Genomic DNA, 21605 nt, shown 5'->3' with positions numbered 1-21605 from the left:
TTGCTATAGATCGTAACAACAATATATTATTATGTCGCAAGAGATACAATTTATATTATACAATCTTCCAGAAGAGAATGGCAAGGTGCAGGTAATCATCAGAGATGAAACCCTTTGGTGTACACAAAAGGCGATGGCTCAACTTTTTGGCGTGGATAGAACTGTCGTTTCCAAGCATCTCAAAAATATATTCGAGTCATCAGAGTTACAGCAGGATTCAGTATGTGCAAAATTTGCACATACTGCCGAAGATGGCAAAATATATAATACGCAATTTTACAATCTTGATGCTGTTATCTCAGTTGGTTATCGTGTAAATTCGCTTCAAGCCACTCGCTTTCGTCAATGGGCTACCAAGATTCTCAATGAGTATATCAAAAAAGGATTTGCACTTGATGATGACCGATTAAAGCAGGGAACGGCAGTATTCGGAAAAGACTATTTCCGTGAATTGCTTGAAAGGGTACGTTCTATCCGTACCAGTGAACGACGTATCTGGCAACAGATCACCGATATATATGCAGAGTGTAGTATCGACTATGACAAGAACTCGCCTACAACACACGATTTTTATGCCATGATACAGAACCGTTTTCACTATGCTATTACCGGGCAAACGGCTGCTGAAATCATCTATACAAAGGCAGACCATACCCAAGAACACATGGGACTGACCACATGGAAGAATGCACCTGATGGGCGTATCTTGAAATCGGATGTATCAATAGCCAAAAACTATTTGCAGGAGAATGAAATCCGACGGTTGGAACGAGCAGTAACGGGATATTTCGACTATATTGAAGATCTCATAGAACGTGAAAATACGTTCAACATGAATCAGTTTGCAGCCAGTGTCAATGAGTTCCTGACTTTCCGCAAATATCAGATATTGCCAGACAAAGGGCGCATTTCTGCAGCACAAGCCAAGGCAAAGGCTGAAAGCGAATACGATATTTTCAATAAAACCCAACGGATTGATTCTGATTTTGATAAGCAAATAAGAAAGATGTTAGAATAAGGAGAGGAAAAATCCCCTCCTTAATTCTAAACGATGTATCAGACATTCAAGTTTTTCATCGGCAATCCGTAATTGTTTTGGTCAAAGATTCCTCGATAGATAAGCTTTAAACCAAGTGTCTGATAATACTTGTAGTCATCACCTTCTGTACAGAGGTATTTGTAACCGTAGCGTGGCATATACTCCTTGAAGAAACGAGCCAAGTCTTTCAGGTTTTCGGCTTGGTTCTTCTTGAAGTTACTGCGCACGATGATGATAGACCAGTCTGGGAAGTTGCCTCTTCTGTTGCTGTACTCCCAAAAGCGGATGTAGCAGTCTAAATCACGCTCACGGATGTCCACGCAAAAGCCATTGGCATTTTGCATCACGCTACAACTGTTTCTGTAGCCGAATTTTTCACACAAGTAGAGATTGAAATCAAGAATTAAATCGTTTTGTAACATAATTGATTGAGTTTAAAAAGTTAATAAATAGTGAATTATAAATGAAAGCCTCGCTTGCGCTTAGCCTTTTTCTTTTTCATCAGGCGATTGAACTCGGCTTCCTCTGCGGCAGTGGCATCATAGGAGGAACTGCCATTCAACAAACCAAGACCGATGCTTGAACCATTGTCGGAATGGGATACGTTTTGCTGTACCTCTTCATCTTTATGCGTGAATCCTTGTTTATGGTATTCACATGAAGATGCACAAGCATTTTGCTCCAGTCGGTTGTCGATATTCAAATAGCTGAACTCCCGGCAGACTTTTGAGCCGGAGAAAGAAAAGCCGTTGTACTCAAACTTGACACCCTGTATTTCTCTTGTAGTCCGGCTGACCTTGAATTTCATATCAATGTCACGGTCGGCAAGGGCTTCTTTCAGTTCATCCCAACTTTGAGCTTTGGGCAGTTCCTCTTTCAACGCTTTGTATATCTCATGCTTTGCCCGGTCGTATGGGTGCAAGCGTTCCTCCTTGATATGGTCCTTGCCATTGGCAAAGTGCAAGCGGTATTTTGTCGTCAGCATCTTACACGCCTTTTCATTTCTGCGGAAGTCGTTCTTGTCGCTAATCGTCTTACCGTCATTATCCACCCGATTGAAAACGATGTGACAATGTGGATGCTCACGGTCGATATGCCGGGCGATGATGTACTGCGTGTTTTCGATGCCCATCAGTTTCATGTAGTCGTGGGCGATTTGCAACATCAACGCATCGTCAGACTTCAAGTGTTCGCTGTCTTCAGGAGAGAAATTGAGCGAGGTGTGTCCGACAATATTCTTTACCTTGTCATTGAGCAACGCTTGTAATTCAAATTGCTCTGCCATCTGTTCGGGCGTACCATCCACTCCGGCAGCTTCCAGCAATTTGGATTTCTCCTCTTTGAGGACATAGCGAACACAGCCGCCGAACGATGTCCCTTTGGTTTGTTTACCTATCATCTTTCAGTTGTTTTATAAGTTGGTTAATACGCTGCGACATCTCCTCGCATCTTTTGGCAACGGCAAAGAATCCGTAGGTATTTGCCTGCTTCGCCAACTGGTTGAGATTGGTACTTTCACCTATCAACTGACGGATGATGTGGATATGCTCTTTCGTGATTCGCTCACGTACCGTTCCGCTCTCAATGAGCGAACGGATGACTGCGCTTTGGGTCTGTTTGCTCCGTCTGCAAAGCGCACCGAGCCATGCGAATTGGTCGTAAGACAGACGGAGTGTTATCGTATGTTTCTTTTCCATTTTGAATAGCTTTTAGTGAATAATTTGTGACCATCGGGAGCCGCCTCCTCAGACTTTTTGAGGAGCAAGTGGTCGGGAAATGTAATACACCGACATTAACTTGCTACAGTAAAAAAGTCTCGATTCCTTTCCCTTGTTCAAAGTCTGAATCCCCGTTTCTTAGGTGGTGAAACCTTCGGCTGAGGGATGCCTCGTTGTACGCTGATGAGCTTCAAATCGAGTGTTTCTATCAGTGTTTTCAAGTTCGGATTCCTCTTAATCATCTGCTGAAGTATGGCTTCATCGGGGTGTACCTTCAACAGATAATCGGCTATGTCGTACCCCTCTTTCCGTTCGTTTTCGGTCGCTTTGGCTTCCAGATAATCGAACAGTTGTACTTTAATTCCATAGCTTTTCATCAACCCGATTTTGCTCTGCCAATAGGCGGTAGCTCCTAAATCGGGGAATAACACAACGCTTCTTCCTGCAAGAACGGACAGGCTGTTGGCATTGAAACAACCGTTCTTTCCTCCTGATGCAATCCATAGGAATTGGGGTAGGTGGTAGGATGCAATGAGAGCGGTTTTCTCGCTCTCGACCAATGCAACAGGACGGCTTTTATCTTCTGAGAGCAGATGCTCACCGAAGAAACATTGCTTCAAATTATAGCCGTCTTTGTGAAGTACGGAGTGTACCCACGTGACATGATTGTACGGTTCTTTTATCCTCTTGCCAGTTTCAGGATTGTAAAGCATTATCTTACCAGTGCGGATTCTGTTCTGATAATCCATTTGCCAAAATACGGTTGCACCGTCCCAATGCTTGGAAGTACCTACTTTGTATTTCTTCATCAGTTTCAATGTTTCCGTCTCTCCGAATTGAGCCGATAAGAATTGAAACAGTTTGTTGTCGGGATAGCGTTGCAACGACTGGCTGACTATATCCAAATCAATGTAGGAAGTGGATTTCGACTCGGTTTCTTTAATGGGCGTATAGCTCCGAAAGTTATCCTCGGACAACTTTTCCTTTTCAGAAGGATTCCGTTCAAAGTAATCACGGGGTGTGAAGTGATACCCACATTTCTGCTCGTGGTCGCAACGCCCAACGTAATCAGGGAACTGGATTTGTTTCTCAGTATCAATGTACTTGGAAAAACATCTTTTACGGTGGCAGTTCAGGTAAGTATGCCGGGTGCTGACACCCTTGTAGGGTTCTAATATGAATCTATGTGTACTCATTGTATGTTTCTTTTTATAAGTGTCACTTCTGTCGTTATTGTCGTTTTCACTTGGAAAGTGTCAAAACCGACAAAAATGTCACGGGTTAATTTTTGAATATTCTCCATGCTTCTCTTTGCGGAACAGTGTTCCGATATTGTCATTGAGAAAGCGTTGAAATGTCCGTTCCTTCATTCCGTTTTGCTCGGCTACCGGTATCGCTTGGGCAGTTGTAAAGGAAGGAGGCAGCAGATTGACTATCGCCTGTTGCTGACTGTTGAGGGCATTCTCATTCAGAATATTTTGTACGCTCAATGCGGACTCCTTAAAATACTCCGTCAGTTTTATGGCTCTCTCCACCGTCAGCAGGTCGATACACGTCTTGTCGCACTCTCCGCAAGTCCATCGTGCCAGTTGGATAATCAGGCAGAAGCGAATGATGTATATCTCCAACTTGCAATAGATACTCACAATGGTGTCGTTTGTTTCCCGGTCGCACAACTCTGAGAAATGGTGCTGCCATTCGTAAAGCCGTTTCTTGGCATCCTCTGAGAAGAAAAGAATTTGCGGTTCAATCTCTCCATGCTCGTTGAGACTGCACTCCGATTGTATCAGCTTGTCAATGACAGCATTCCATTCTTGCTCTATATCTTCCGGCAGTTCCTTGTCATTCCACCGTGCTTTTTGTTGCAGATTAGGCATCACAAACAGGATGCGGTCGATAAATCCGTTGCTGGAGCGTTCACCTTTAGCCAACTCGTTCAAGATTTTCTTTTGGATAGTACCAATGACCGATATATACGGACGCTTGATAAAGATGGAACTCTTGGCGTTCTTGCGGTCGGATATAGTGGTCTTGGTACTGAATACCGAGAGCCAGAACTGTTCTTCCGAACCGTTGTTGTAGCGGTTGAAGTTCTTGAACCAAGCGGACAATTCATCAGCCCACAAGCATAGCCCACGTTTGTTTTGCGCATGAATGAGGCTCAATCCTTCAGGTGTTACATCCGAAACCAAGAAGCGTTTGCGGATAGGCTCTTGCGGAAATTGATCACCACCGCTTTCCGCACGTTCCTTGCGGCTCATGCTCATCAGCTCATTGTACTTGGCAAGTGCCTTTTCAAATTCCTGATTCTGTCGGTAGTCATAATCAAGAAACGGCTTCATCGCAAAGCTGAGCGGATGGCTTTTGTTTGCCCCCGGTCTTCCAATCAATGCCATATACAGGATGGGGCTTTCCATCCAGCCTTGCTTGATTTGGGCAAGGTGCGTATTACCTATGCCGACTGCTATTGCCGTGAGGATGGCAGCGGCAATGTAGTCGGTGGGGTAGTTATGGCATTCGTGTACCTCACGGATGATGCGTTGGATTTTTGCAGGGAATATGCTGACGGGGAATGCCGTACCGGACAATCTTGTACTTAAATCAATCGCTTCATCAATGATGGATGCCGGATTAATAGAATATGTATCCATAGCCCAATCCGTTAAAATTGTATTGATGATTTGGGCTTATGGTGGACACAACTCTGCATATTGGCAAGCATCTCCTCGTATGTCTGCTCGGAAGTCTTTCTCCGTCCGTTCTCAATCCAAGCAAGAAGCTCGTCCTCATAGAAATAGAGTTTCTTACCTTTCTTGTAAGCCGGGAGTAGCCCTTTGCGTACCAATGTATATATGGTAGGCTTGGCTTTTCGGATGATGCGGCAAGCATCCTCAATCTCAACCAACACATGTTTGTCTGATGGCTGTGGCTGTAGTTCAGCTACCATCTTTTTCAACTCGATGACCTGTTCGGTCAGATAACCTACCGCTTCGGGCAGCTTATCAAATGTTACTGTTTCTTTTTGCATACGCCAATCGTTTTTAATTGTTCGACGGCAAAGGAAACAGGTGTTTCAATGGTGGAATCATTCACCAAGATATAACTGATGAATAACTTTTTGATGGTGGTAGAGTATGGTAAATGTCTGATATTTAGTTGGTATTAAGTGATTAGTAATGTCGTTTATAGCAGTTATTGGGAACTATTAGTGAGAAAAAGAGAAGATTTTGTAAAATTTTGGATGCGCGATTATAAAATAGCAGAGGATAAACAACTGTGTGATAAGTTTTTTGTATTTTTGTATCCCAAAATATATGTAGATATGAATATTCCAATTAATATAGAACTTCCCAAAATTTGGTCGGGAACATTTACTAAAAATGAATGGAATTCTATTAATTTCATTGTTGGTGCAAATGGTACTGGTAAATCATTGTTTTCAAATGAATTAAAGACACAGCTCTCGCATAATAACTATAAAGTTCGATTGTTATCTGCAGAACGATTGTCGGGGTTTGAAAAAACATCATATTCGTATTTTACATCCAGTCAATTGAGTGGAGGATTGGATATATCGAAGTTTAATACCTATAAAGATTATGGCCAACAATATGGCTTGTCAACATCTGCATTCATTATTTTAAAAGAACGACTAGATATACGTATTAAAATAGAAGCATTACTATCGGATTTATTTAAAAAAACAATTCGTTTAGTTGAGGAAGGTGGATATCTGAAACCAAAGATGCAAAATATTGATGGAGGAGAAGAATATGGCATAAAAGAGCAAGAATGTCATGGAATGAAAGAAATAATATCTCTATTGACATTTTTATATGATGATAGTAATAATTGCATTATATTTGACGAGCCTGAATTGCATTTGCATCCACAATTTCAATCATTTTTTTTAAACGAGATAAGAAAGATTGCCGGAGACCCTAAGATAGAAGCAGATAAGAAATTGTTTTTTATAATTACACATTCTCCATATTTCTTAGATATTCGCTCTATTAAAGATTTGCAGCACATTCTTGTTTGCCATAATCATCAAAAGCCTACCTATATTAAGAAAGATGATTTAGATGAGCAGGATAGGTATGTACTTAAAAAATTTCTGCCACGTTTTAACACACATCATAAGCAGTTCTTTTTTTCTCCAAATCCCGTTTTTGTAGAAGGATATACAGATCAACAGATAATATCGTTGTTATTTGAGAAAACAGGATTAAACATAGCTGCATCGGGTTCCTCTGTAATAGATGTTGGGGGTAAAGATGAATTAGCGGTATTCTATAAATTGTGTAACCTGTTACATATAAATTGTCGTGTAATATCCGATTATGATGCCTTATTCAGAGGTAAATTAAGAGAATATTTTTGTAACTCAGATATTGTTCAACAACGATTTATTGAGAATGGATTTGGTTCTAACATTTCTAATTGTATAGGTGAGATGGAACGCTTGCTTATTAAAATTGGAGAAGCACTTAATAATAATACCTCTGAAAACGAATCTGTTAAAAAGATTGTTGATAGATTGCATACCTTGTATGCTGATAAAAGAAATAATATTGAGGCGATAAAAGATGTTATCCTTTTATCTTTATATCGTTTTAAGGATTTAATAGAAGAAGTTCAGCCCGATATAAAAAATGATGTGGAAACAGTATTAGCAAAACATAATAGATATCTTGAATGTATAAAGAGTGCTAATATTTTTATAATTCCGAATGGCGAGTTAGAGCATTTTTTTAAGGCGATACCTATTGATTATTTGAATATTACGCAGAAAGATAAGTTGTTTAATTCTGAAAGAGATTGCATTTTAGATATAGATACGAAAGAGAAACTCGAAGAGATGTATTCCGATATTTTGCCATTGTTGAAGGCATCTGTACCTCATGTAAAAGTTAATATATTAAAGCATGTTAAGTACACAATCATTGATTGGATTCAGAAAGTTCAAAATGCAATTGCGCGTAGCGAAATTAAAGACTTGCAGACCTTGAAAAGTAATGCACGAGTGGAATACTCTACATTTAATCAAATATTAGAGTGTAGAGATGGAGATTTCACCTTACAGCCCGATGGCAAATTTAATTGTACGATATATTTAAAGGCGTCTGTCGTTGGTGAAGAAAAACAAATTAATTTCTCTGACCAGACGATACCAAGAAATTTTGAAATATAGACGAAACAAAATAACTCAAGTGTGGTATATTGTTATTGTATCTGTTTGTTCAATTTTATCTTGCACCCTGATTCCGTGTGTGACATTTTGCGTTCAATGGTAGATATTTCCGAGTCACGAAGAGTATGGGCAAACACCTTTTTGATAAATGTAGCAGTCTGTAAACGTGGCTTACCGAAAGCCTTGCCGATATTCCATCCAAAGTGCATGATGTCAATGGTCTTTAACTGAGAATCGACCTTTATTGGTTCAACTTTAGGCAGAGTATCTGACAAGTAATATTCTGTCACATATCCACATAAGCGATTAAGTGCAGCTTCATCAAGATAGAGAACTAAGGTTTGTTTCGTGTAAGCAATGACCTTTTCAAGTTTCTCTTGTGATGCTCGTTCTTTCTCAGCCATAGCGTTTGCACGGGAAATCTCATATTCTGATGGTTGATTAAGCACCTCAATAGGGATGTTGCTAATAGAGGCTGGAGGAACTTCTTCCTTTGGAAGTTCTACTACTTCTTCATTGGATTCAGGAATTGGGGGAAGAAAAACTTCTTCTGTGGTGTCAGATGTAGTTTCGATTTCTGGTTCAGATTCGGAAACGATAGGTTCTGTATCTATGGTGCTTTCAATAAATTCCTGATGCTCTATTGGAGCATTAATTACCACAATCTTATTGCGATAGCCTTCAAATCTCATAAAGCACTTTTCTATTGTAGGTGAAAGAAGTTGTCTGAACACCATTTGCAGATTGAGATAGATAGCTCCCATGATAATTGAGCATACCACCAAAATGAGGTAGCTGCTGAACTCGTCCCAACCATAGTGTAGTACGGTCTGGCGTGCTAAAACGCCAATGATTGCGATTGTACTGAAAACAATCAGATGCAATGTAATATGTTCTATCTTTTTCTGCTCCATAGTGGTATATATTAATCGTTTGTATGCAAATATATAGGATTTATTTTTGAGAAAATCCATAGTTTTGCCTGTCGATGGGCTTTTGACGATATATTTCATCACTTTTCACCACGTTACACTTTTAATAATAAGCGCATTGCAAATTTCTTGTTTTTGGATGAAAATAGTTGGAGAAACAGACTTGTGTATCTTAAAAACAGAAATTATCTGCATCATTTTGGGTAAATAATGCAGATAATCAATAAGGTATAGAAATAGCTTATTAGCAATACAATGTATGGTTTGTCACATTGTTGAGATATAACAAGATGTTACACTCTTGTTTACGAGCGACTTTGTTTGTTGCCCATTTCCTGAATGCAGCAGAATGTCCGGTGGCTATCTGGTAAGATAGGGCTATAACCATATCGAGGTTATATACATCAGCATTGTTCCCATTCTCCAATTTGATGTACTTGTAAACTTCGTGGCTTTTCAAAACATTAGCTTTCAGGATTCTCTTGATAGCTGCATGAATAGTTCCGGCTGTTGTATAAAACAAGTCTGCAAGTTCCCAAATGGTCATCCATACTTCGCCATCGGAAATATGGATGCCTTGTCTGTCGTTTATTATGATTCCTCGTTTCATAGTTATATCTATTTGAGTGATATTTTATTTGCGGTTTCTCGCTTCTTGAAATTGACTAAATCTGCATATATTTGAGTTGTGGACACGTTCTTGTGCGTTAGCATCTTTGATACTGTGTAAATATCTGTACCCAAGGAAATTTGGATGACCGCATACGAGTGACGAAACCCGTGGAAGGTTATCGGTTTCGTTATTCCTGCTTTTTTGAGCCAGCTTTTCAGTGGATAGTTAATCATACTCCGTTTCAAGTCCTTGAATACTTTGCCTGTTCCGGGCGTACCGCATAGTTCGTAGGCTTCGTAACTGATGGGGAGTGTCGCTTCCGTTTGGGTTTTCTGTGTTCTGATACGCAGACAATAGCCTTGGTCGGGAGCGATAGTAAAGTCCTCCCATTGTAAATTGAGAATATCACTGATGCGTAAGCCTGTCAGACAAGCGAATAGAGAAGCGGCTTTTAATACGGGGATGTCGCAAGGAGTGGAAGCGAGTTGCTTCACTTCTTCTAATGTCAGATACTCCTTCTTTACATCTTGCGGCTCTATCTTGTCAAGGTAATCATTGATGTTCTCCCGAAACCATTTGTCCCGATAGGCAATCTTCAACAATCCTCTAAAAGTAGAGTAGTAGCCGGATGCTGAATTGAGGGATATAGGGCGGTTGCTGTGCTTGAGTTGCTTGGCGTTCAACAGGTACTCACGGAACTTCTTACACAAATCCACATTCACATCACCAAAGGTGCTGTAATAAGCAAATTTTAAATCGACATTTTTCGGTAAAGTTAAATCGACATATGATATTCGAGACCCTCCGTTTATAATATTGATTGTCTTAGGATACTGGTCATCTTTGGCTGGGGGTACCCCCAGCCAAAGATGAGTCTTTTCCGGTTTCAAAAATAGATTTTCGATTTCCCATCCGATAGCTTTGTCCCGAGAGTTTTATTACCTCGCAGTGATATAATAATCGGTCAAGTATAGCGGAAGCGAGTACTTCATCATCCAGTGTTTTTGCCCACTCTGTTGGTGCCTTGTTGGTAGTGATTATCAGCGATGCTTTCTCGTGAAGCGTGTTGATTAGGTTGAAAAATCCTGCAGCATCTTCTTTCTTCACCGGGAAGAGCATGATGTCGTCGATGGCTACCAGATCGGCTTTGAGCAGACGGTTATAGGCACTCATGGCTGAAGGCATCAGGCTTTTCATCTTAATGGTGTTTATGACATCCTCCATCGTAACCATATATGCTTTGTATCCTTGTCCTACGGCCTCATATACGAGGCCTGCGGCGATAAAGGTCTTGCCTGTACCCGATGGTCCCATAAGTATCAGGTTGTAATTCTGCTCGAGCCATCCAAGTCGGCGCAGATCGCGTAGTCTGGGGGCGGTTATACCTTGCGAGTAGTTGTGGTCAAAAAGGTCGAGATCATGCCTTGCCGGCAGAGCCGCCGCTTTCAGACGTCGTTGGAAGTCTTTGCTGTCCCTCTCTTGCACCTCACGGGCCAGCAGGTCATGAAGGAACTCTACATGGGTCTTTCCTTGTTCCTGTGCCAGATGAGCCTCGGATTCCAACAGACGTGGAAGGGCGTATAGCCGCAGGCGTGAGCACAAGCTTCTGATTTGTTCGTTGATTGTCATACGAAGAGTGTATTAAAGATTGATATATCTGTTTTCTCAGGGGTCATGCCGGAGGTGTCTGCCTGGGGTAAAGGTTCCGTTTCCGTCCGCACCTCGATAAGAGCCTCCCCATTATGGACTCTAAGGTACTCGGCTACCTCCATCAGGCGGCATCCGTTAAAGACGCCTGCCTCAAGGCATTGAGTGAAAGACCGGGTAAGTGTGGCATTGGAGTATGCCCCATGCCGGCGGGCTATGAACTGGAGGTTGTCGCGATAGTTGCGAGCCTTATGTACGCGCAGTTGTGAGAGGTATTCGTCAACCACTGCGCTCTGGGGAAGCTCCTTGCGCACAGAAGCCTCATAGTCGTTCAGTGAGGCTTCTCGGTCACGCCGGTGCGAGGTGTTGCTGATCAGGCGTCCCTTGTCACCGCTTATCTTGTGACTGGCAAGGGGTTTGCCCGTATCATGGCTATAGATGTGCAGTTTGCCTTCTTTTTCTTCCAGATAGACAAGCGTCTGATAGCCGCGGTAAGTTCCCGTAGGAACGGTGTAATAGTTGCCCCTGTAATTTATCACGTTGTCCTTGCGCACATGATGTGGCACGAGCTTTTCACAAGGTACTGTAGGGACTCCTTTATAAGGCATGAGATATGTTTTTTCCCTCTCGAACTCATCGGAAGGGACACGACGTATGCCGTGGTGTTCCGTACCGTTGGCTGTACGTTCCAGCCAGCTCAGGACATCCTTGTTCAGCAGGTCGATGTCGATAAACTCACGACCGCGAAGGAAGTTGTACTTCACATATTTGACCACGTTCTCTATCTTACCCTTACTTTGGGGATCGGACTTATGGCAGAATACGGGCTCGAAGCCATGTTCCCGAACCAGGGCACGGAAGCTGCTGGTAAGCACCAGATCGCCAAGGTTTTCCTTAACTAGCAATACCTTGTCCTGATCATAAATGATTTTCCGGGGTATACCTCCGAAGTGCTCAAAGGCCAGTTCATGGGCATAGACAGCAAGTGCGGTGGTAAACGGTGTCCGGCTAAAATACACGAACTTGTACCTGCTCCGGCTCAGGGACACCGCAAAGAAATAGACTTTTAGAGACTGCCCCTGAGAGGTTCGCATCCAGCGCTCGCCGAAATCACATTGGGCGTATTCTCCATAAGGAGTCTCAGGCTGCTTCTCATAGGGACGGTAACTCTTTTCCACCTCTTTGGGCAGATTATGTGTCAAACGAATTCGGTTGATGAAGTTGAAAACCGTTTTGGGAGTAACTGCCGGAAGATCCACAAAATTCTCCTTTAACCTGTCATGGATCTGAGGGGCGGACAGAAAAGGCCATTTAACAAGCTCCTCCACTACATAAGTCTCGTAAGCGTCAAGCTTATGCCCGTAATGCCGGTCATAGCTCTGGCTAGATATGAACTCATCTTCTGTCATAGACAGATACTTGGACACCGTCTGACGGTGAAGGCCTAAAGACAAACCTATCTGGCTTTTGTTTAGGCCGGATGAAAATAATTCTTTAACTTTGTTCCACATTAGATACTTCTTTAATTTGGAAGTCTCGGTCATAGCATTGTAATTAATAGTTGGCACTACAAAATTACAATGCTATTTTTTTCTAATCATGTCGATTTTACTTTTCCGATTTTTGACGAGACAAAGTTACCGATTACAGGTGCATTGTCCCTTGACGAAGTTGTAGAAATGCTGGTAGACGAATTGCCATTTCTGGTCTTTGTTGTGACACATCTTTTTGAAGTAAGCGAGGAAGTCGGCTTTTTGTTTGGTCTTATCCAAGAAACCAAACTCTTCGTTGATGAGCGATTGCACTCTGATGCAACGGATAGCCTCTGCCTTGTTCAACATATCGTTGTTGAACTCCCGCTCCATCTCGTTTTTGGGATGGGCGTAAATGTAGATACCGAGGTATTCCCTGCGGCTCATCTGCATCGTTTCGGGGTTGCGGACTGCCGGATAATAATCCAGATACAGGGAGATACGATTATTCCGAATCGCTCTCTGACGAACTGTTACTTTTGTACATGTGTGTGACATACTGTTTAATATTTAGAGTTTTACATTTGTTTGGTGCAAAGGAATACGGTGATTCAATGGTGGGTACATTCACCGATAAATAACTTATTCAATCTTTGGGGCGGCAAGTAGTTTATCCAATTCAGGTTTGGAGATAAGCGTGTATTTGCCTTTCTTGACCTTTGGGATGTTATGGTACTTCGCATAGTGATAGAGCTGGTCACGGGTAAGGTTGAACTTCTCCATTGCTTCTGCTACCGTATAATATTGCGGTTCTTCGGGTGCTGCAATGCCCTTTGCTATATCCACATGCTTCTTGGAATAGTACACCATGATGCCCTCTTTCTTCTTGGGAATAGCATTCTTGGAAACGAAACAGTAGATGGCGGATAAGGTCATGCCGAATTTCTCCTGCATTTCTTGGGAGCTATACCATTCGGTAATGTCAGGATTCGGAGCTTTCTTGGCAAAGTAAGCGTCTATATGCTTCTTACTCCAGTAGGTTTTGCCACGATTGAAAGTCCGGGGAATGTTGTTCTTCTTGGCTACCGCAAATATCCATGACTCGTTTACATGGTATTTCTCTTTGACTTCTGTGGTGGTGTAGAAGTCGGTGATAGGAGCTTTCTCTTTTGTTGGTGTCTTCTCGTTTTCTTGCGAAAGATAGTCTATCATATCTTCTATATCAGCTCTGCGAACAAGCGTTTTCCTTTCAAATCGGATTACTTTGATTGTTCCATTGCGGATATAGCGATATATAGAAGTACGCCCAATGTTTAATAACTCTGCTACTTCTGACGGAGTAAGATACTCCTTATTCAAATTAGGAGGTGTCTTTATGCTTTTCCCTAATTCGTGTTGAAGACTTTCAATGCGCTGTTTCCTGACCCTGTCTTTGTAGGCAAGGTTGGCACATCGGTGTGAACAATACTCTGTGGTGATCTTATGGGCTGTGAAAACAGCATTGCACCACTTACATCTTTTCTTAATGTCGATTTTACTACTCATTATTTATCCGTTTATTTCGCCAAATTTGTTTCATCGCGTGCCACCACGTACCATGACGTACCAGTGTGTCCACGACCTTTCCGACCTAAAATCGGAGAGTAATAAGCGAGCAACAAATGCGGTACAAAAATGAGCTGAAAAAGCCTTATAAACGATAACTATCGCTTATAAGGCTAAAAAGAAAGGCGCTCAAAATGAACGCCTTAATAATCGTTGATGATATATGCTAATCGTTGGTAATCACCACTTATTTGCCGATGCAAAACTTCCCGAAAATATTCCCCAATATTTCATCATTACTAATCTGTCCCGTAATTTCTCCAAGATAATGCATACATTCCCTGATATCTTGGCTCAGAAAATCCCCGGAGATATTCATTTCCAGGCCGTTGATTACACGGAGGATGGCTTCGTGGGCTTTTGTTAGGGCTTCGTAGTGGCGGATGTTTGTGACGATGACGTCGTTTTGAGATACTTCGGGTAAAGCGGCGGCCTGGATCAGATGCTGCTTGAGTACTTCGGTATTTTCCTGTTGTTTGGCGGAAATGTATATGCGGTCAGCTGGAATATTGTTAAGCAATTGTTGCTTGAGCTCCAGTTCATCGGACGAAAGCAAGTCGGATTTGTTGAAAACAAGGATTACCTTTTTGTCTTCTGCTTTCGGGATAATCACTTTAGCCAGTTCTTCAATCTGTTCCGCCGGAGTGTTCAGGTCGATTACCCAAAGGACGATGGATGCCTGGCGGAGCTTTTGAAAAGTGCGTTCGATACCAAGGCTTTCAATGGTATCGTTGGTTTCGCGGATTCCGGCCGTGTCGATAAAGCGGAAAGTCACTCCTGAGAGATTGATCGTATCTTCTATCACATCGCGGGTTGTTCCGTGGATGTCGGAAACGATGGCACGTTCCTCACCGACGAGTAAATTGAGCAAGGTTGATTTACCGGCATTTGTCTCTCCGATAATGGCAACCGGAATACCGTTTTTGATGGCGTTTCCGACACTGAATGAATCAGCCAGTTTGCGGATCAGTTGTTCGATGCCAGTTGCTAGTTGCTTCAGATTGGTGCGGTCGGCGAACTCGACGTCTTCTTCACTGAAATCAAGCTCCAGCTCGATCAATGAAGTGAAATCGAGTAGTTGACTGCGCAGTTTGGTCAATTCATTACTGAAACCGCCACGCATCTGGTTAATAGCCAGTTTGTGCATACCGGCTGATGTGGATGCGATCAGGTCGGCTACAGCTTCTGCCTGGCTCAGGTCCATCTTTCCGTTCAGGAAAGCACGTTGTGTATATTCTCCGGGGAGTGCAGAACGGCATCCCTTTTCAATCAGTAACTGAAGGATCTGTTGCTGGATATAAACCGAACCATGACAAGTAATCTCGACAGTGTCTTCTCCTGTAAATGAATGAGGAGCGCGAAAGAGGGCGATAAGTACATCGTCGATCAACTCTTCCCCGCGGCGGATACTACCGTAGCGTAAGGTATAGGCTTTTTGGTTCTGAAGATTCTTTCCCTCGATCTTAGGCGTGAAGATTGTGTCACAAATTGTTATAGCCTCAGTGCCGGATACACGGATAACAGCTACGCCTCCGGCTCCGGGGGCTGTCGATATGGCACAGATTGTTTCTTGATTAATCATATATTAGTTGACAGTTGACAGTTGACAGTTGACAGAGATACCAGTGACAAAACTGTCAACTGTCAGCTAAGTTATACGGTTATTAGTTCATATTCCTGAGTTCCCAGTCCGATTTTTTCGGCATGTTCCAGTCCGGCCTGCCAGTTGGTTTCCGGATGCATGATGTGGAATTTGTCGCATCCTTCCAAATGGTCGTGATGAGGCGAATCCGAAAGGCGGTTGCCGGTCTCCAGAATCGGAGCGTTGATGACTATATCGGCACAGGCTTTATCCAAAGCAACCGGGTCGAATGATGCGGCGATACCCAAGTCGGGAACGATGGCGGCATCATTATGATTCCAGCAATCGCATTCGGGAGAGACATTCATGATAAAACTGATATGGAAATTCGGTTTATCGAGTAGTACCGCTTTTGAATATTCGGCAATTTTATAGTTGAGCCGTTCCGATGTGTCTCCATCACCCATGACCGCTGCGTCATATTGGCAAAGGGCAACACACTGGCCGCAACCGACACATTTCTCATAGTCGATTGTTGCTATTTTGCTGCCATCCAGGTGAATGGCGTCATGAGCGCAGTGTTTTACACAGATATTACAACTTTTACAGTTTTCGCGGGCTACGATCGGTTGGGAGGCTGAATGTAATTCCAGCTTACCTCCGACACTGGCACAACCCATGCCCAGGTTTTTCAAAGCACCGCCGAAACCTGTCTGTTCATGTCCTTTGAAGTGGTTCATGGTCAATACAATATCTGCATCGACGATGGCAGCTCCGATCTTTGGCGCTTTACAATATTCACCGTTTATTTCTATTTCGCGGTAATCCGTCCCTTTTAGTCCGTCTGCGATAATCACTTCGCATTTGGCTGAGATAGGGTTGAAACCATTTTCCATGGCGCTTTCCAGATGATCTACGGCATTCGAGCGGCGGCCGGAATATAATGTGTTGCAATCTGTAAGAAAGGGTTTTGCCCCTAATGAACGAAGCAAAGTAGCCATGCGGGCGGCATAATTGGGACGGATGTAAGCCAGGTTCCCCGGTTCTCCGAAATGAATCTTAATTGCTACAAACTGATTCTTAAAATCAATGTTTGTAATGCCGGCGCGCTTAACAAGGCGCTCCATTTTATCCAGCAAGTTACTGGATGGAGTTGTGCGAAGATTAGTAAAGTAAACTTTTGATTTGTCCATTCTCTTATTGGTTTTTGTCATGCAAATTTACATGTTTATTTATCATAATGTATTACATTTGTATCAAATAGTTTAGTTTATGGACATATACCAAGTAAACCATCAGCAATTACTGAAGGGGATAAGATGCAATTTTCAGCGATATCTTTATAAACAGATACAGTGGGATGATCGTCTGATTGGAATTTTTGGCTCGCAAGGTGTCGGGAAAACAACCTTGTTGCTGCAACGGATAAAACAGGCTTTCGATGATTCGGATAAAGCTTTGTATTTGAATCTGGACAGCATTCTTTTTCAACGGGAAAAAATGGTCAACGTGGCTATGCAGTTCTATAAGGAGGGAGGTACGCATCTGTTTTTGGACAGCGTGCACCGTTATGCCGATTGGATGGCGGAGACCAGGAAGTTGCTGGAACGTTGTCCGAATCTGAATATTGTTTTTGCTTCTTCTTCGTTACTTCCGGTTTCAAAAGTGAAGAAAGGATTTAAGAACCAAGTGTCTTGTTATACATTGGCTACCATGTCGTTCAGGGAATACCTTTCGTATGAATGTGTCTTGGATTTGCCTCCGGTTTCTCTGGATGATTTGCTGGAAAACCATGTGGAAATATCGAGGAATGTGAACGACCAGATTGTCGTTGCCCCTATCTTCCGTAACTATCTGGAACATGGTTGTTATCCGTTTTATTGGGATGATCCGGATGCATTTCCATTTCGTTTGCAGGACCGGGTGAGAGAGATGGTCGATGTTGATCTGCCTCCTCTTTATCCATTGGAATATCGGGAATTGAAGGATATTAAAAGGCTAATGATGTCTATTTCCGGTCAGATACCCGATGTGGCTGACGTAGCCGACCTGGCTACTCTGTTGAAGTTAGAGCGGACGGATGTCAAGCGGTATTTTGATTATCTGACGGATGCGGTTTGCATAAGATATTATCAGTCTAAAAAGCAGACTCAGAATCGTCTTCAGAAAACTTATATAGGTAATACCAATTTATTGATGGCTTTTGAAGAGGATGTGAATGACCGTGTGATATTGGGAGAGACTTTCTTTGTCGATCAGTTATCTAATTTTGCAACGGTTGAGTTGTTTGAGAATAATGACTTTCTGATAAACGACAAATATATTTTTATGGTTGGCGATCCGTTGATGGATTATGATCGGATCAAAGAGTTGGATAATGCGTTTGCCGCTATCTACGGTCAACCCAAAAGTCAGAACAACAAACTCCCGATCTGGTTGTTAGGACTTTGTTATTGATAGACTTCTTATAATAAAGTATAGATTATGATAGATATAATGAAAAATCGTAGGACTATCCGCAAATATACAGAGCAGGATATTCCCGAAGAGTTGTTGAATGAATTGCTGGAAGTGGCAGTCCGTGCTTCCAATACCGGTAATATGCAGTTATACAGTGTGGTTGTTACCCGTGACCAGTCCAATAAGGAGAAACTGGCCCCGGCTCATTTTAATCAGCCAATGATTACGACGGCTCCGGTAGTGTTGACTTTCTGTGCCGATGCCAACCGTTTTGTGAAATGGGCGGAACAGCGGAAAGCGGAAGCCGGGTTTGATAATTTGCAGACTTTCATTGCTTCTACAATTGATGCGATGCTGTTTGCACAGGCTTTCTGTGATGCGGCTGAAGAGAATGGTTTGGGTATCTGCTATTTGGGGACGACTGCCTATAATGCCGATAAAATTATCGAAGCGTTGTCTTTACCCCGCCTCGTTGTGCCTATCGTTACTGTAACTGTCGGTTATCCGGCTATGCCGTTGCCGGAGCAGGTGGAACGACTCCCTTTGGCTGCCGTGATTCATCAGGAGGCTTATGTAGATTATACTCCGGATATGATAGACGAATTATATGGTGAAAAGGAAGCACTGGAAGTCAATAAACAGTTTGTGAAAGAAAACAATAAGGAAACACTGGCACAGGTGTTTACTGATGTTCGTTATACGAAAAAGAATAATGAGTATTTCTCCGAAGTGCTGTTGAAGGTTTTAAAAGATCAGGGATTTATGAAATGATCTTTACCTCATAATGCATAAAAAGTCCGCTTTCTATCACACCAGTGATGGACTTGATTGCATTCTCCAGATTGTCGGGTATATTGTTGAACCATACATCGAGTATCAGATTCCCGTTTTCGGTGATAATCGGACCGTCCTTGCCTTGTGCCATCCGAAGTTTTATGTCAACCGGACTTAATGACCGGAGAGCCTGGTCCGCATGTATCAATGCATCCGGAAAGATTTCTACCGGAACGGGGAAACGGGAACCCAGCTTCGAAACCATTTTGGAAGGATCAGCAATAATGAAGGTTTGCGGACTGGAACTAATCAATAGTTTTTCTTTGAACATGGCACCGCCACGTCCTTTGATCATATTATGATTGGGATCGATTTCGTCCGCTCCGTCAAAAGTCCAGTTCGGTTTGTGTTCAAGCAGGCTTGTCAGGGGGATACCGAGTTTGGCACAAGCCATCTTTATCTCCTGGGAAGTAGGAATGGCATGGATATGTAACTGTTCGGTCCGGATACGGTCGGCTATTTTCAATAATGCCAGATAAGCCGTTGAGCCTGAACCTACGCCGATAATGTCGCCGTCTTTTACCATAGAGGCGATCTTGTCGGCTACTTTTTGTTTTTCTTCCCGGTTGGAAATCTCTTTACCCCATTCCAACGAATCGATGATTGTTTTCTCCCAGTCCATAATGTGTTGATCAGATGCGTTCTAATACTGTTTCAATCAATCCGGTTAATGAACCTTTATAATTGGTGTTCATGTTCTTGTCTACCCGGCCGGCAATGATGCAGCAGACTGTCATGGCGCGATGTCCCATCAGGGCGGCAAGACCGGCAAGTGAAGAACTTTCCATCTCGAAGTTTGTGATTTGCCTTCCATTATAATTGAATGCTTCAATCTTTTCATTCAATTTGGGGTCGGCGAGAGGCAGGCGGAGTTCACGGCCCTGCGGTCCATAAAATCCGTTTGCAGCTATTGTCACGCCACGGATAATATCGTTTCCGGTGATTTGTTCGATCAGGGAATGATCGGCTGGTACGACATAAGGAGAAAGGCCGGAAAGTTTCCAGTCCAATTGTTCCTTCAAAGCTGCTTCAAAAGCTGTATCCCTGGCACGTTCGGTGTTTGCATAGAAGTAAATGACACCATCGAAACCAATGGATTTTTCAGCGGCAACGTACGTGCCGACAGGAACAAACGGTTGCAGACCTCCCGATGTCCCGACGCGAACCAAAGTCAATTGTTTAAATGTCGGTTTTACGGTACGGGTAGAGAAGTCGATATTGGCCAGTGCATCCAGTTCGTTCAGTACAATATCTATATTGTCCGTTCCGATGCCGTGGGATACAACTGTGATACGCTTTCCTTTATAGGTACCGGTTATAGTGTGGAACTCCCGGCTGGATACTTCGCATTCTTGTGTGTCGAAGTAAGAGGCAACGGTTGACACTCGGTCGGGGTCGCCAACCAGGACTACTCTGTCTGCCAGCTGCTCCGGCTTAAGATGCAGATGGAAGGCGCTTCCATCTGCATTTATAATTAATTCGGATTCGGGAATGACTCTCATCTGATTAGTCTTTAAGCGGTTTTGAAGGAGCACAGGTCGGTTTGGCTATTGCTTCACGCATAGATGTATCGGCATCAATGTTCTTCATCTTATAATAATCCATGATACCCAGGTTTCCGGAGCGGAAGGCTTCTGCCATTGCTTTCGGAACTTCTGCCTCTGCTTCGATCACTTTGGCGCGGGCTTCCTGAGCTTTTGCTTTCATTTCCTGTTCTAAAGCAACAGCCATTGCACGGCGTTCTTCGGCTTTAGCCTGGGCGATGTTCTTATCAGCTTGTGCCTGGTCCATTTGAAGGAATGCACCGATGTTCTTACCTATATCGATATCCGCGATATCGATGGACAGGATTTCAAATGCCGTACCGGCATCAAGCCCCTTACGGAGTACCAGCTTAGAGATTGAGTCCGGGTTTTCCAATACCGTTTTATGGCTTTCGGACGAACCGATGGACGATACGATACCTTCACCGACACGGGCAAGGATAGTCTCTTCACCGGCACCACCGACCAACTGTTTGATGTTGGCACGAACGGTTACACGGGCTTTGGCAATCAGCTGGATACCATCTTTTGCAACGGCAGTTACAGGAGGAGTATCGATCACTTTCGGGTTAACCGACATCTGAACGGCTTCGAATACGTCACGGCCTGCCAGGTCGATAGCTGTTGCCATCTGGAAAGGCAGGTCTATATTTGCCTTGGAGGCAGATACCAGTGCATGAACCACTTTCTCAACATGTCCGCCTGCCAGATAGTGTGCTTCCAGTTCATCACGGGTCAGCGACTTCAGACCGGCTTTGTGTGCTTCGATCATGGCACGGGCGATAACATAAGGAGGTACATTACGGATACGCATCAAAAACAGCTGTATCAGCGAGATGTTTACACCCGATACTTTGGCCGAGATCCATAGCAGGAACGGCACATAGTAAAAGAAAATTGCCAGCAGCAATACCGCTGCACCCAGTAGGATAAAAGGCAAATAGTTCAATTCTTCCATATAAATT

General features: G+C 43.1%; 20 protein-coding genes and 2 pseudogenes. 4 read left to right on the top strand and 18 right to left on the bottom strand.

What is annotated here, in order from left to right:
* Nucleotides 1–31: 31 nt before the first annotated feature.
* Nucleotides 32–1018, top strand: coding sequence for a virulence RhuM family protein (locus C825_RS23525; RefSeq protein WP_010800415.1), 987 nt, complete (start codon nt 32–34; stop codon nt 1016–1018).
* A gap of 38 nt (nt 1019–1056) precedes the next feature.
* On the opposite strand, the gene C825_RS23520 is transcribed toward C825_RS23525, so the two are convergent.
* From C825_RS23520 to C825_RS23495, 6 genes are all read right to left on the bottom strand, one after another.
* The gene (locus tag C825_RS23520) at nt 1057–1461 is read right to left on the bottom strand and encodes a hypothetical protein (RefSeq protein WP_010800414.1); all 405 of its coding nucleotides are present in this window, start codon (nt 1459–1461) and stop codon (nt 1057–1059) included.
* A gap of 35 nt (nt 1462–1496) precedes the next feature.
* The gene (locus C825_RS23515) at nt 1497–2438 is read right to left on the bottom strand and encodes a relaxase/mobilization nuclease domain-containing protein (RefSeq protein WP_010800413.1); all 942 of its coding nucleotides are present in this window, start codon (nt 2436–2438) and stop codon (nt 1497–1499) included.
* The gene (locus C825_RS23510; protein WP_010800412.1) at nt 2428–2736 is read right to left on the bottom strand and encodes a MobC family plasmid mobilization relaxosome protein; all 309 of its coding nucleotides are present in this window, start codon (nt 2734–2736) and stop codon (nt 2428–2430) included. The genes C825_RS23515 and C825_RS23510 overlap by 11 nt, the downstream gene beginning before the upstream one ends.
* Nucleotides 2737–2873: 137 nt before the next feature.
* Nucleotides 2874–3953, bottom strand: coding sequence for a DUF6371 domain-containing protein (locus tag C825_RS23505; RefSeq protein WP_010800411.1), 1080 nt, complete (start codon nt 3951–3953; stop codon nt 2874–2876).
* A 78-nt stretch (nt 3954–4031) separates the two neighbouring features.
* Nucleotides 4032–5408, bottom strand: coding sequence for a DUF3987 domain-containing protein (locus C825_RS23500; RefSeq protein ID WP_010800410.1), 1377 nt, complete (start codon nt 5406–5408; stop codon nt 4032–4034).
* An 11-nt stretch (nt 5409–5419) separates the two neighbouring features.
* The gene (locus tag C825_RS23495) at nt 5420–5785 is read right to left on the bottom strand and encodes a helix-turn-helix domain-containing protein (protein WP_010800409.1); all 366 of its coding nucleotides are present in this window, start codon (nt 5783–5785) and stop codon (nt 5420–5422) included.
* Between the two features lie 180 nt (nt 5786–5965).
* Between C825_RS23495 and C825_RS23490 the strand changes: the two genes are divergently transcribed.
* A complete protein-coding gene (locus C825_RS23490) occupies nt 5966–7951 on the top strand; it encodes an ATP-dependent nuclease (protein WP_135033559.1) in 1986 nt (661 codons plus the stop codon).
* A gap of 32 nt (nt 7952–7983) precedes the next feature.
* Here the strand turns inward: C825_RS23490 and C825_RS23485 are convergent, their stop codons facing one another.
* The 9 genes and pseudogenes from C825_RS23485 to C825_RS23445 form a co-directional block, all read right to left on the bottom strand.
* Nucleotides 7984–8865, bottom strand: coding sequence for a hypothetical protein (locus C825_RS23485; RefSeq protein ID WP_010800407.1), 882 nt, complete (start codon nt 8863–8865; stop codon nt 7984–7986).
* A gap of 262 nt (nt 8866–9127) precedes the next feature.
* Nucleotides 9128–9493 carry a virulence RhuM family protein gene (locus C825_RS23480; protein WP_010800406.1) on the bottom strand — a complete coding sequence of 122 codons (366 nt, stop codon included), beginning with the start codon at nt 9491–9493 and terminating at the stop codon, nt 9128–9130.
* 8 nt (nt 9494–9501) lie between these two features.
* Nucleotides 9502–10230: pseudogene (locus tag C825_RS23475) on the bottom strand (tyrosine-type recombinase/integrase); the annotation flags it as partial.
* Nucleotides 10231–10333: 103 nt separating this feature from the next.
* A complete protein-coding gene (gene istB / locus C825_RS23470; protein ID WP_010800357.1) occupies nt 10334–11125 on the bottom strand; it encodes an IS21-like element helper ATPase IstB in 792 nt (263 codons plus the stop codon).
* Nucleotides 11122–12654: an IS21 family transposase gene (istA, locus tag C825_RS23465; protein ID WP_010800358.1), complete on the bottom strand. Its 1533-nt coding sequence runs from the start codon at nt 12652–12654 to the stop codon at nt 11122–11124. Before istA ends, istB begins: the two co-directional genes overlap by 4 nt.
* Nucleotides 12655–12792: 138 nt before the next feature.
* A pseudogene (locus C825_RS23460) lies at nt 12793–13173 on the bottom strand (Arm DNA-binding domain-containing protein); the annotation flags it as partial.
* An 84-nt stretch (nt 13174–13257) separates the two neighbouring features.
* Nucleotides 13258–14160: a helix-turn-helix domain-containing protein gene (locus C825_RS23455; protein ID WP_010800403.1), complete on the bottom strand. Its 903-nt coding sequence runs from the start codon at nt 14158–14160 to the stop codon at nt 13258–13260.
* Between the two features lie 247 nt (nt 14161–14407).
* A complete protein-coding gene (mnmE, locus tag C825_RS23450; RefSeq protein ID WP_173015300.1) occupies nt 14408–15799 on the bottom strand; it encodes a tRNA uridine-5-carboxymethylaminomethyl(34) synthesis GTPase MnmE in 1392 nt (463 codons plus the stop codon).
* 74 nt (nt 15800–15873) lie between these two features.
* Entirely contained in the window at nt 15874–16995 is a 1122-nt protein-coding gene (locus C825_RS23445) for a DUF362 domain-containing protein (RefSeq protein WP_007654032.1), read from the bottom strand.
* A gap of 79 nt (nt 16996–17074) precedes the next feature.
* On the opposite strand from C825_RS23445, the gene C825_RS23440 reads away from it, so the two are divergent.
* The gene (locus tag C825_RS23440) at nt 17075–18259 is read left to right on the top strand and encodes an AAA family ATPase (RefSeq protein ID WP_007653918.1); all 1185 of its coding nucleotides are present in this window, start codon (nt 17075–17077) and stop codon (nt 18257–18259) included.
* Nucleotides 18260–18286: 27 nt separating this feature from the next.
* Nucleotides 18287–19033, top strand: coding sequence for a nitroreductase family protein (locus C825_RS23435; protein WP_010800400.1), 747 nt, complete (start codon nt 18287–18289; stop codon nt 19031–19033).
* Here C825_RS23435 and rpiA read toward each other — a convergent pair.
* The 3 genes from rpiA to floA are packed head-to-tail and all read right to left on the bottom strand — an operon-like array spanning nt 19023 to nt 21598.
* Entirely contained in the window at nt 19023–19718 is a 696-nt protein-coding gene (gene rpiA, locus C825_RS23430; RefSeq protein WP_007653916.1) for a ribose 5-phosphate isomerase A, read from the bottom strand. The two genes, C825_RS23435 and rpiA, sit on opposite strands and share 11 nt — an antisense overlap.
* 10 nt (nt 19719–19728) lie before the next feature.
* On the bottom strand, nt 19729–20598 hold the full coding sequence (locus C825_RS23425) for a nucleoside phosphorylase (RefSeq protein WP_010800399.1): 870 nt from the start codon (nt 20596–20598) through the stop codon (nt 19729–19731).
* Between the two features lie 4 nt (nt 20599–20602).
* Nucleotides 20603–21598, bottom strand: a complete 996-nt coding sequence (floA, locus tag C825_RS23420; RefSeq protein ID WP_010800398.1) for a flotillin-like protein FloA — start codon at nt 21596–21598, stop codon at nt 20603–20605.
* Nucleotides 21599–21605 lie beyond the last annotated feature (7 nt).

The organism is Parabacteroides sp. ASF519 (genome assembly GCF_000364265.2).
Taxonomy (GTDB): domain Bacteria; phylum Bacteroidota; class Bacteroidia; order Bacteroidales; family Tannerellaceae; genus Parabacteroides; species Parabacteroides goldsteinii.
This window is presented reverse-complemented; position numbering and strand designations above follow the sequence as displayed.

Excerpts from the sequence above, each read along its gene's own strand:
- C825_RS23515 (WP_010800413.1), bottom strand. The coding sequence starts at position 2,438 with ATGATAGGTAAACAAACCAAAGGGACATCGTTCGGCGGCTGTGTTCGC.
- C825_RS23520 (WP_010800414.1), bottom strand. The coding sequence starts at position 1,461 with ATGTTACAAAACGATTTAATTCTTGATTTCAATCTCTACTTGTGTGAA.
- C825_RS23480 (WP_010800406.1), bottom strand. The coding sequence starts at position 9,493 with ATGAAACGAGGAATCATAATAAACGACAGACAAGGCATCCATATTTCC.
- C825_RS23500 (WP_010800410.1), bottom strand. The coding sequence starts at position 5,408 with ATGGATACATATTCTATTAATCCGGCATCCATCATTGATGAAGCGATT.
- C825_RS23525 (WP_010800415.1), top strand. The coding sequence starts at position 32 with ATGTCGCAAGAGATACAATTTATATTATACAATCTTCCAGAAGAGAAT.
- istA (WP_010800358.1), bottom strand. The coding sequence starts at position 12,654 with ATGTGGAACAAAGTTAAAGAATTATTTTCATCCGGCCTAAACAAAAGC.
- C825_RS23485 (WP_010800407.1), bottom strand. The coding sequence starts at position 8,865 with ATGGAGCAGAAAAAGATAGAACATATTACATTGCATCTGATTGTTTTC.
- floA (WP_010800398.1), bottom strand. The coding sequence starts at position 21,598 with ATGGAAGAATTGAACTATTTGCCTTTTATCCTACTGGGTGCAGCGGTA.
- istB (WP_010800357.1), bottom strand. The coding sequence starts at position 11,125 with ATGACAATCAACGAACAAATCAGAAGCTTGTGCTCACGCCTGCGGCTA.
- rpiA (WP_007653916.1), bottom strand. The coding sequence starts at position 19,718 with ATGGACTGGGAGAAAACAATCATCGATTCGTTGGAATGGGGTAAAGAG.
- C825_RS23510 (WP_010800412.1), bottom strand. The coding sequence starts at position 2,736 with ATGGAAAAGAAACATACGATAACACTCCGTCTGTCTTACGACCAATTC.
- C825_RS23445 (WP_007654032.1), bottom strand. The coding sequence starts at position 16,995 with ATGGACAAATCAAAAGTTTACTTTACTAATCTTCGCACAACTCCATCC.
- C825_RS23455 (WP_010800403.1), bottom strand. The coding sequence starts at position 14,160 with ATGAGTAGTAAAATCGACATTAAGAAAAGATGTAAGTGGTGCAATGCT.
- C825_RS23435 (WP_010800400.1), top strand. The coding sequence starts at position 18,287 with ATGATAGATATAATGAAAAATCGTAGGACTATCCGCAAATATACAGAG.
- C825_RS23505 (WP_010800411.1), bottom strand. The coding sequence starts at position 3,953 with ATGAGTACACATAGATTCATATTAGAACCCTACAAGGGTGTCAGCACC.
- C825_RS23425 (WP_010800399.1), bottom strand. The coding sequence starts at position 20,598 with ATGAGAGTCATTCCCGAATCCGAATTAATTATAAATGCAGATGGAAGC.
- C825_RS23440 (WP_007653918.1), top strand. The coding sequence starts at position 17,075 with ATGGACATATACCAAGTAAACCATCAGCAATTACTGAAGGGGATAAGA.
- C825_RS23495 (WP_010800409.1), bottom strand. The coding sequence starts at position 5,785 with ATGCAAAAAGAAACAGTAACATTTGATAAGCTGCCCGAAGCGGTAGGT.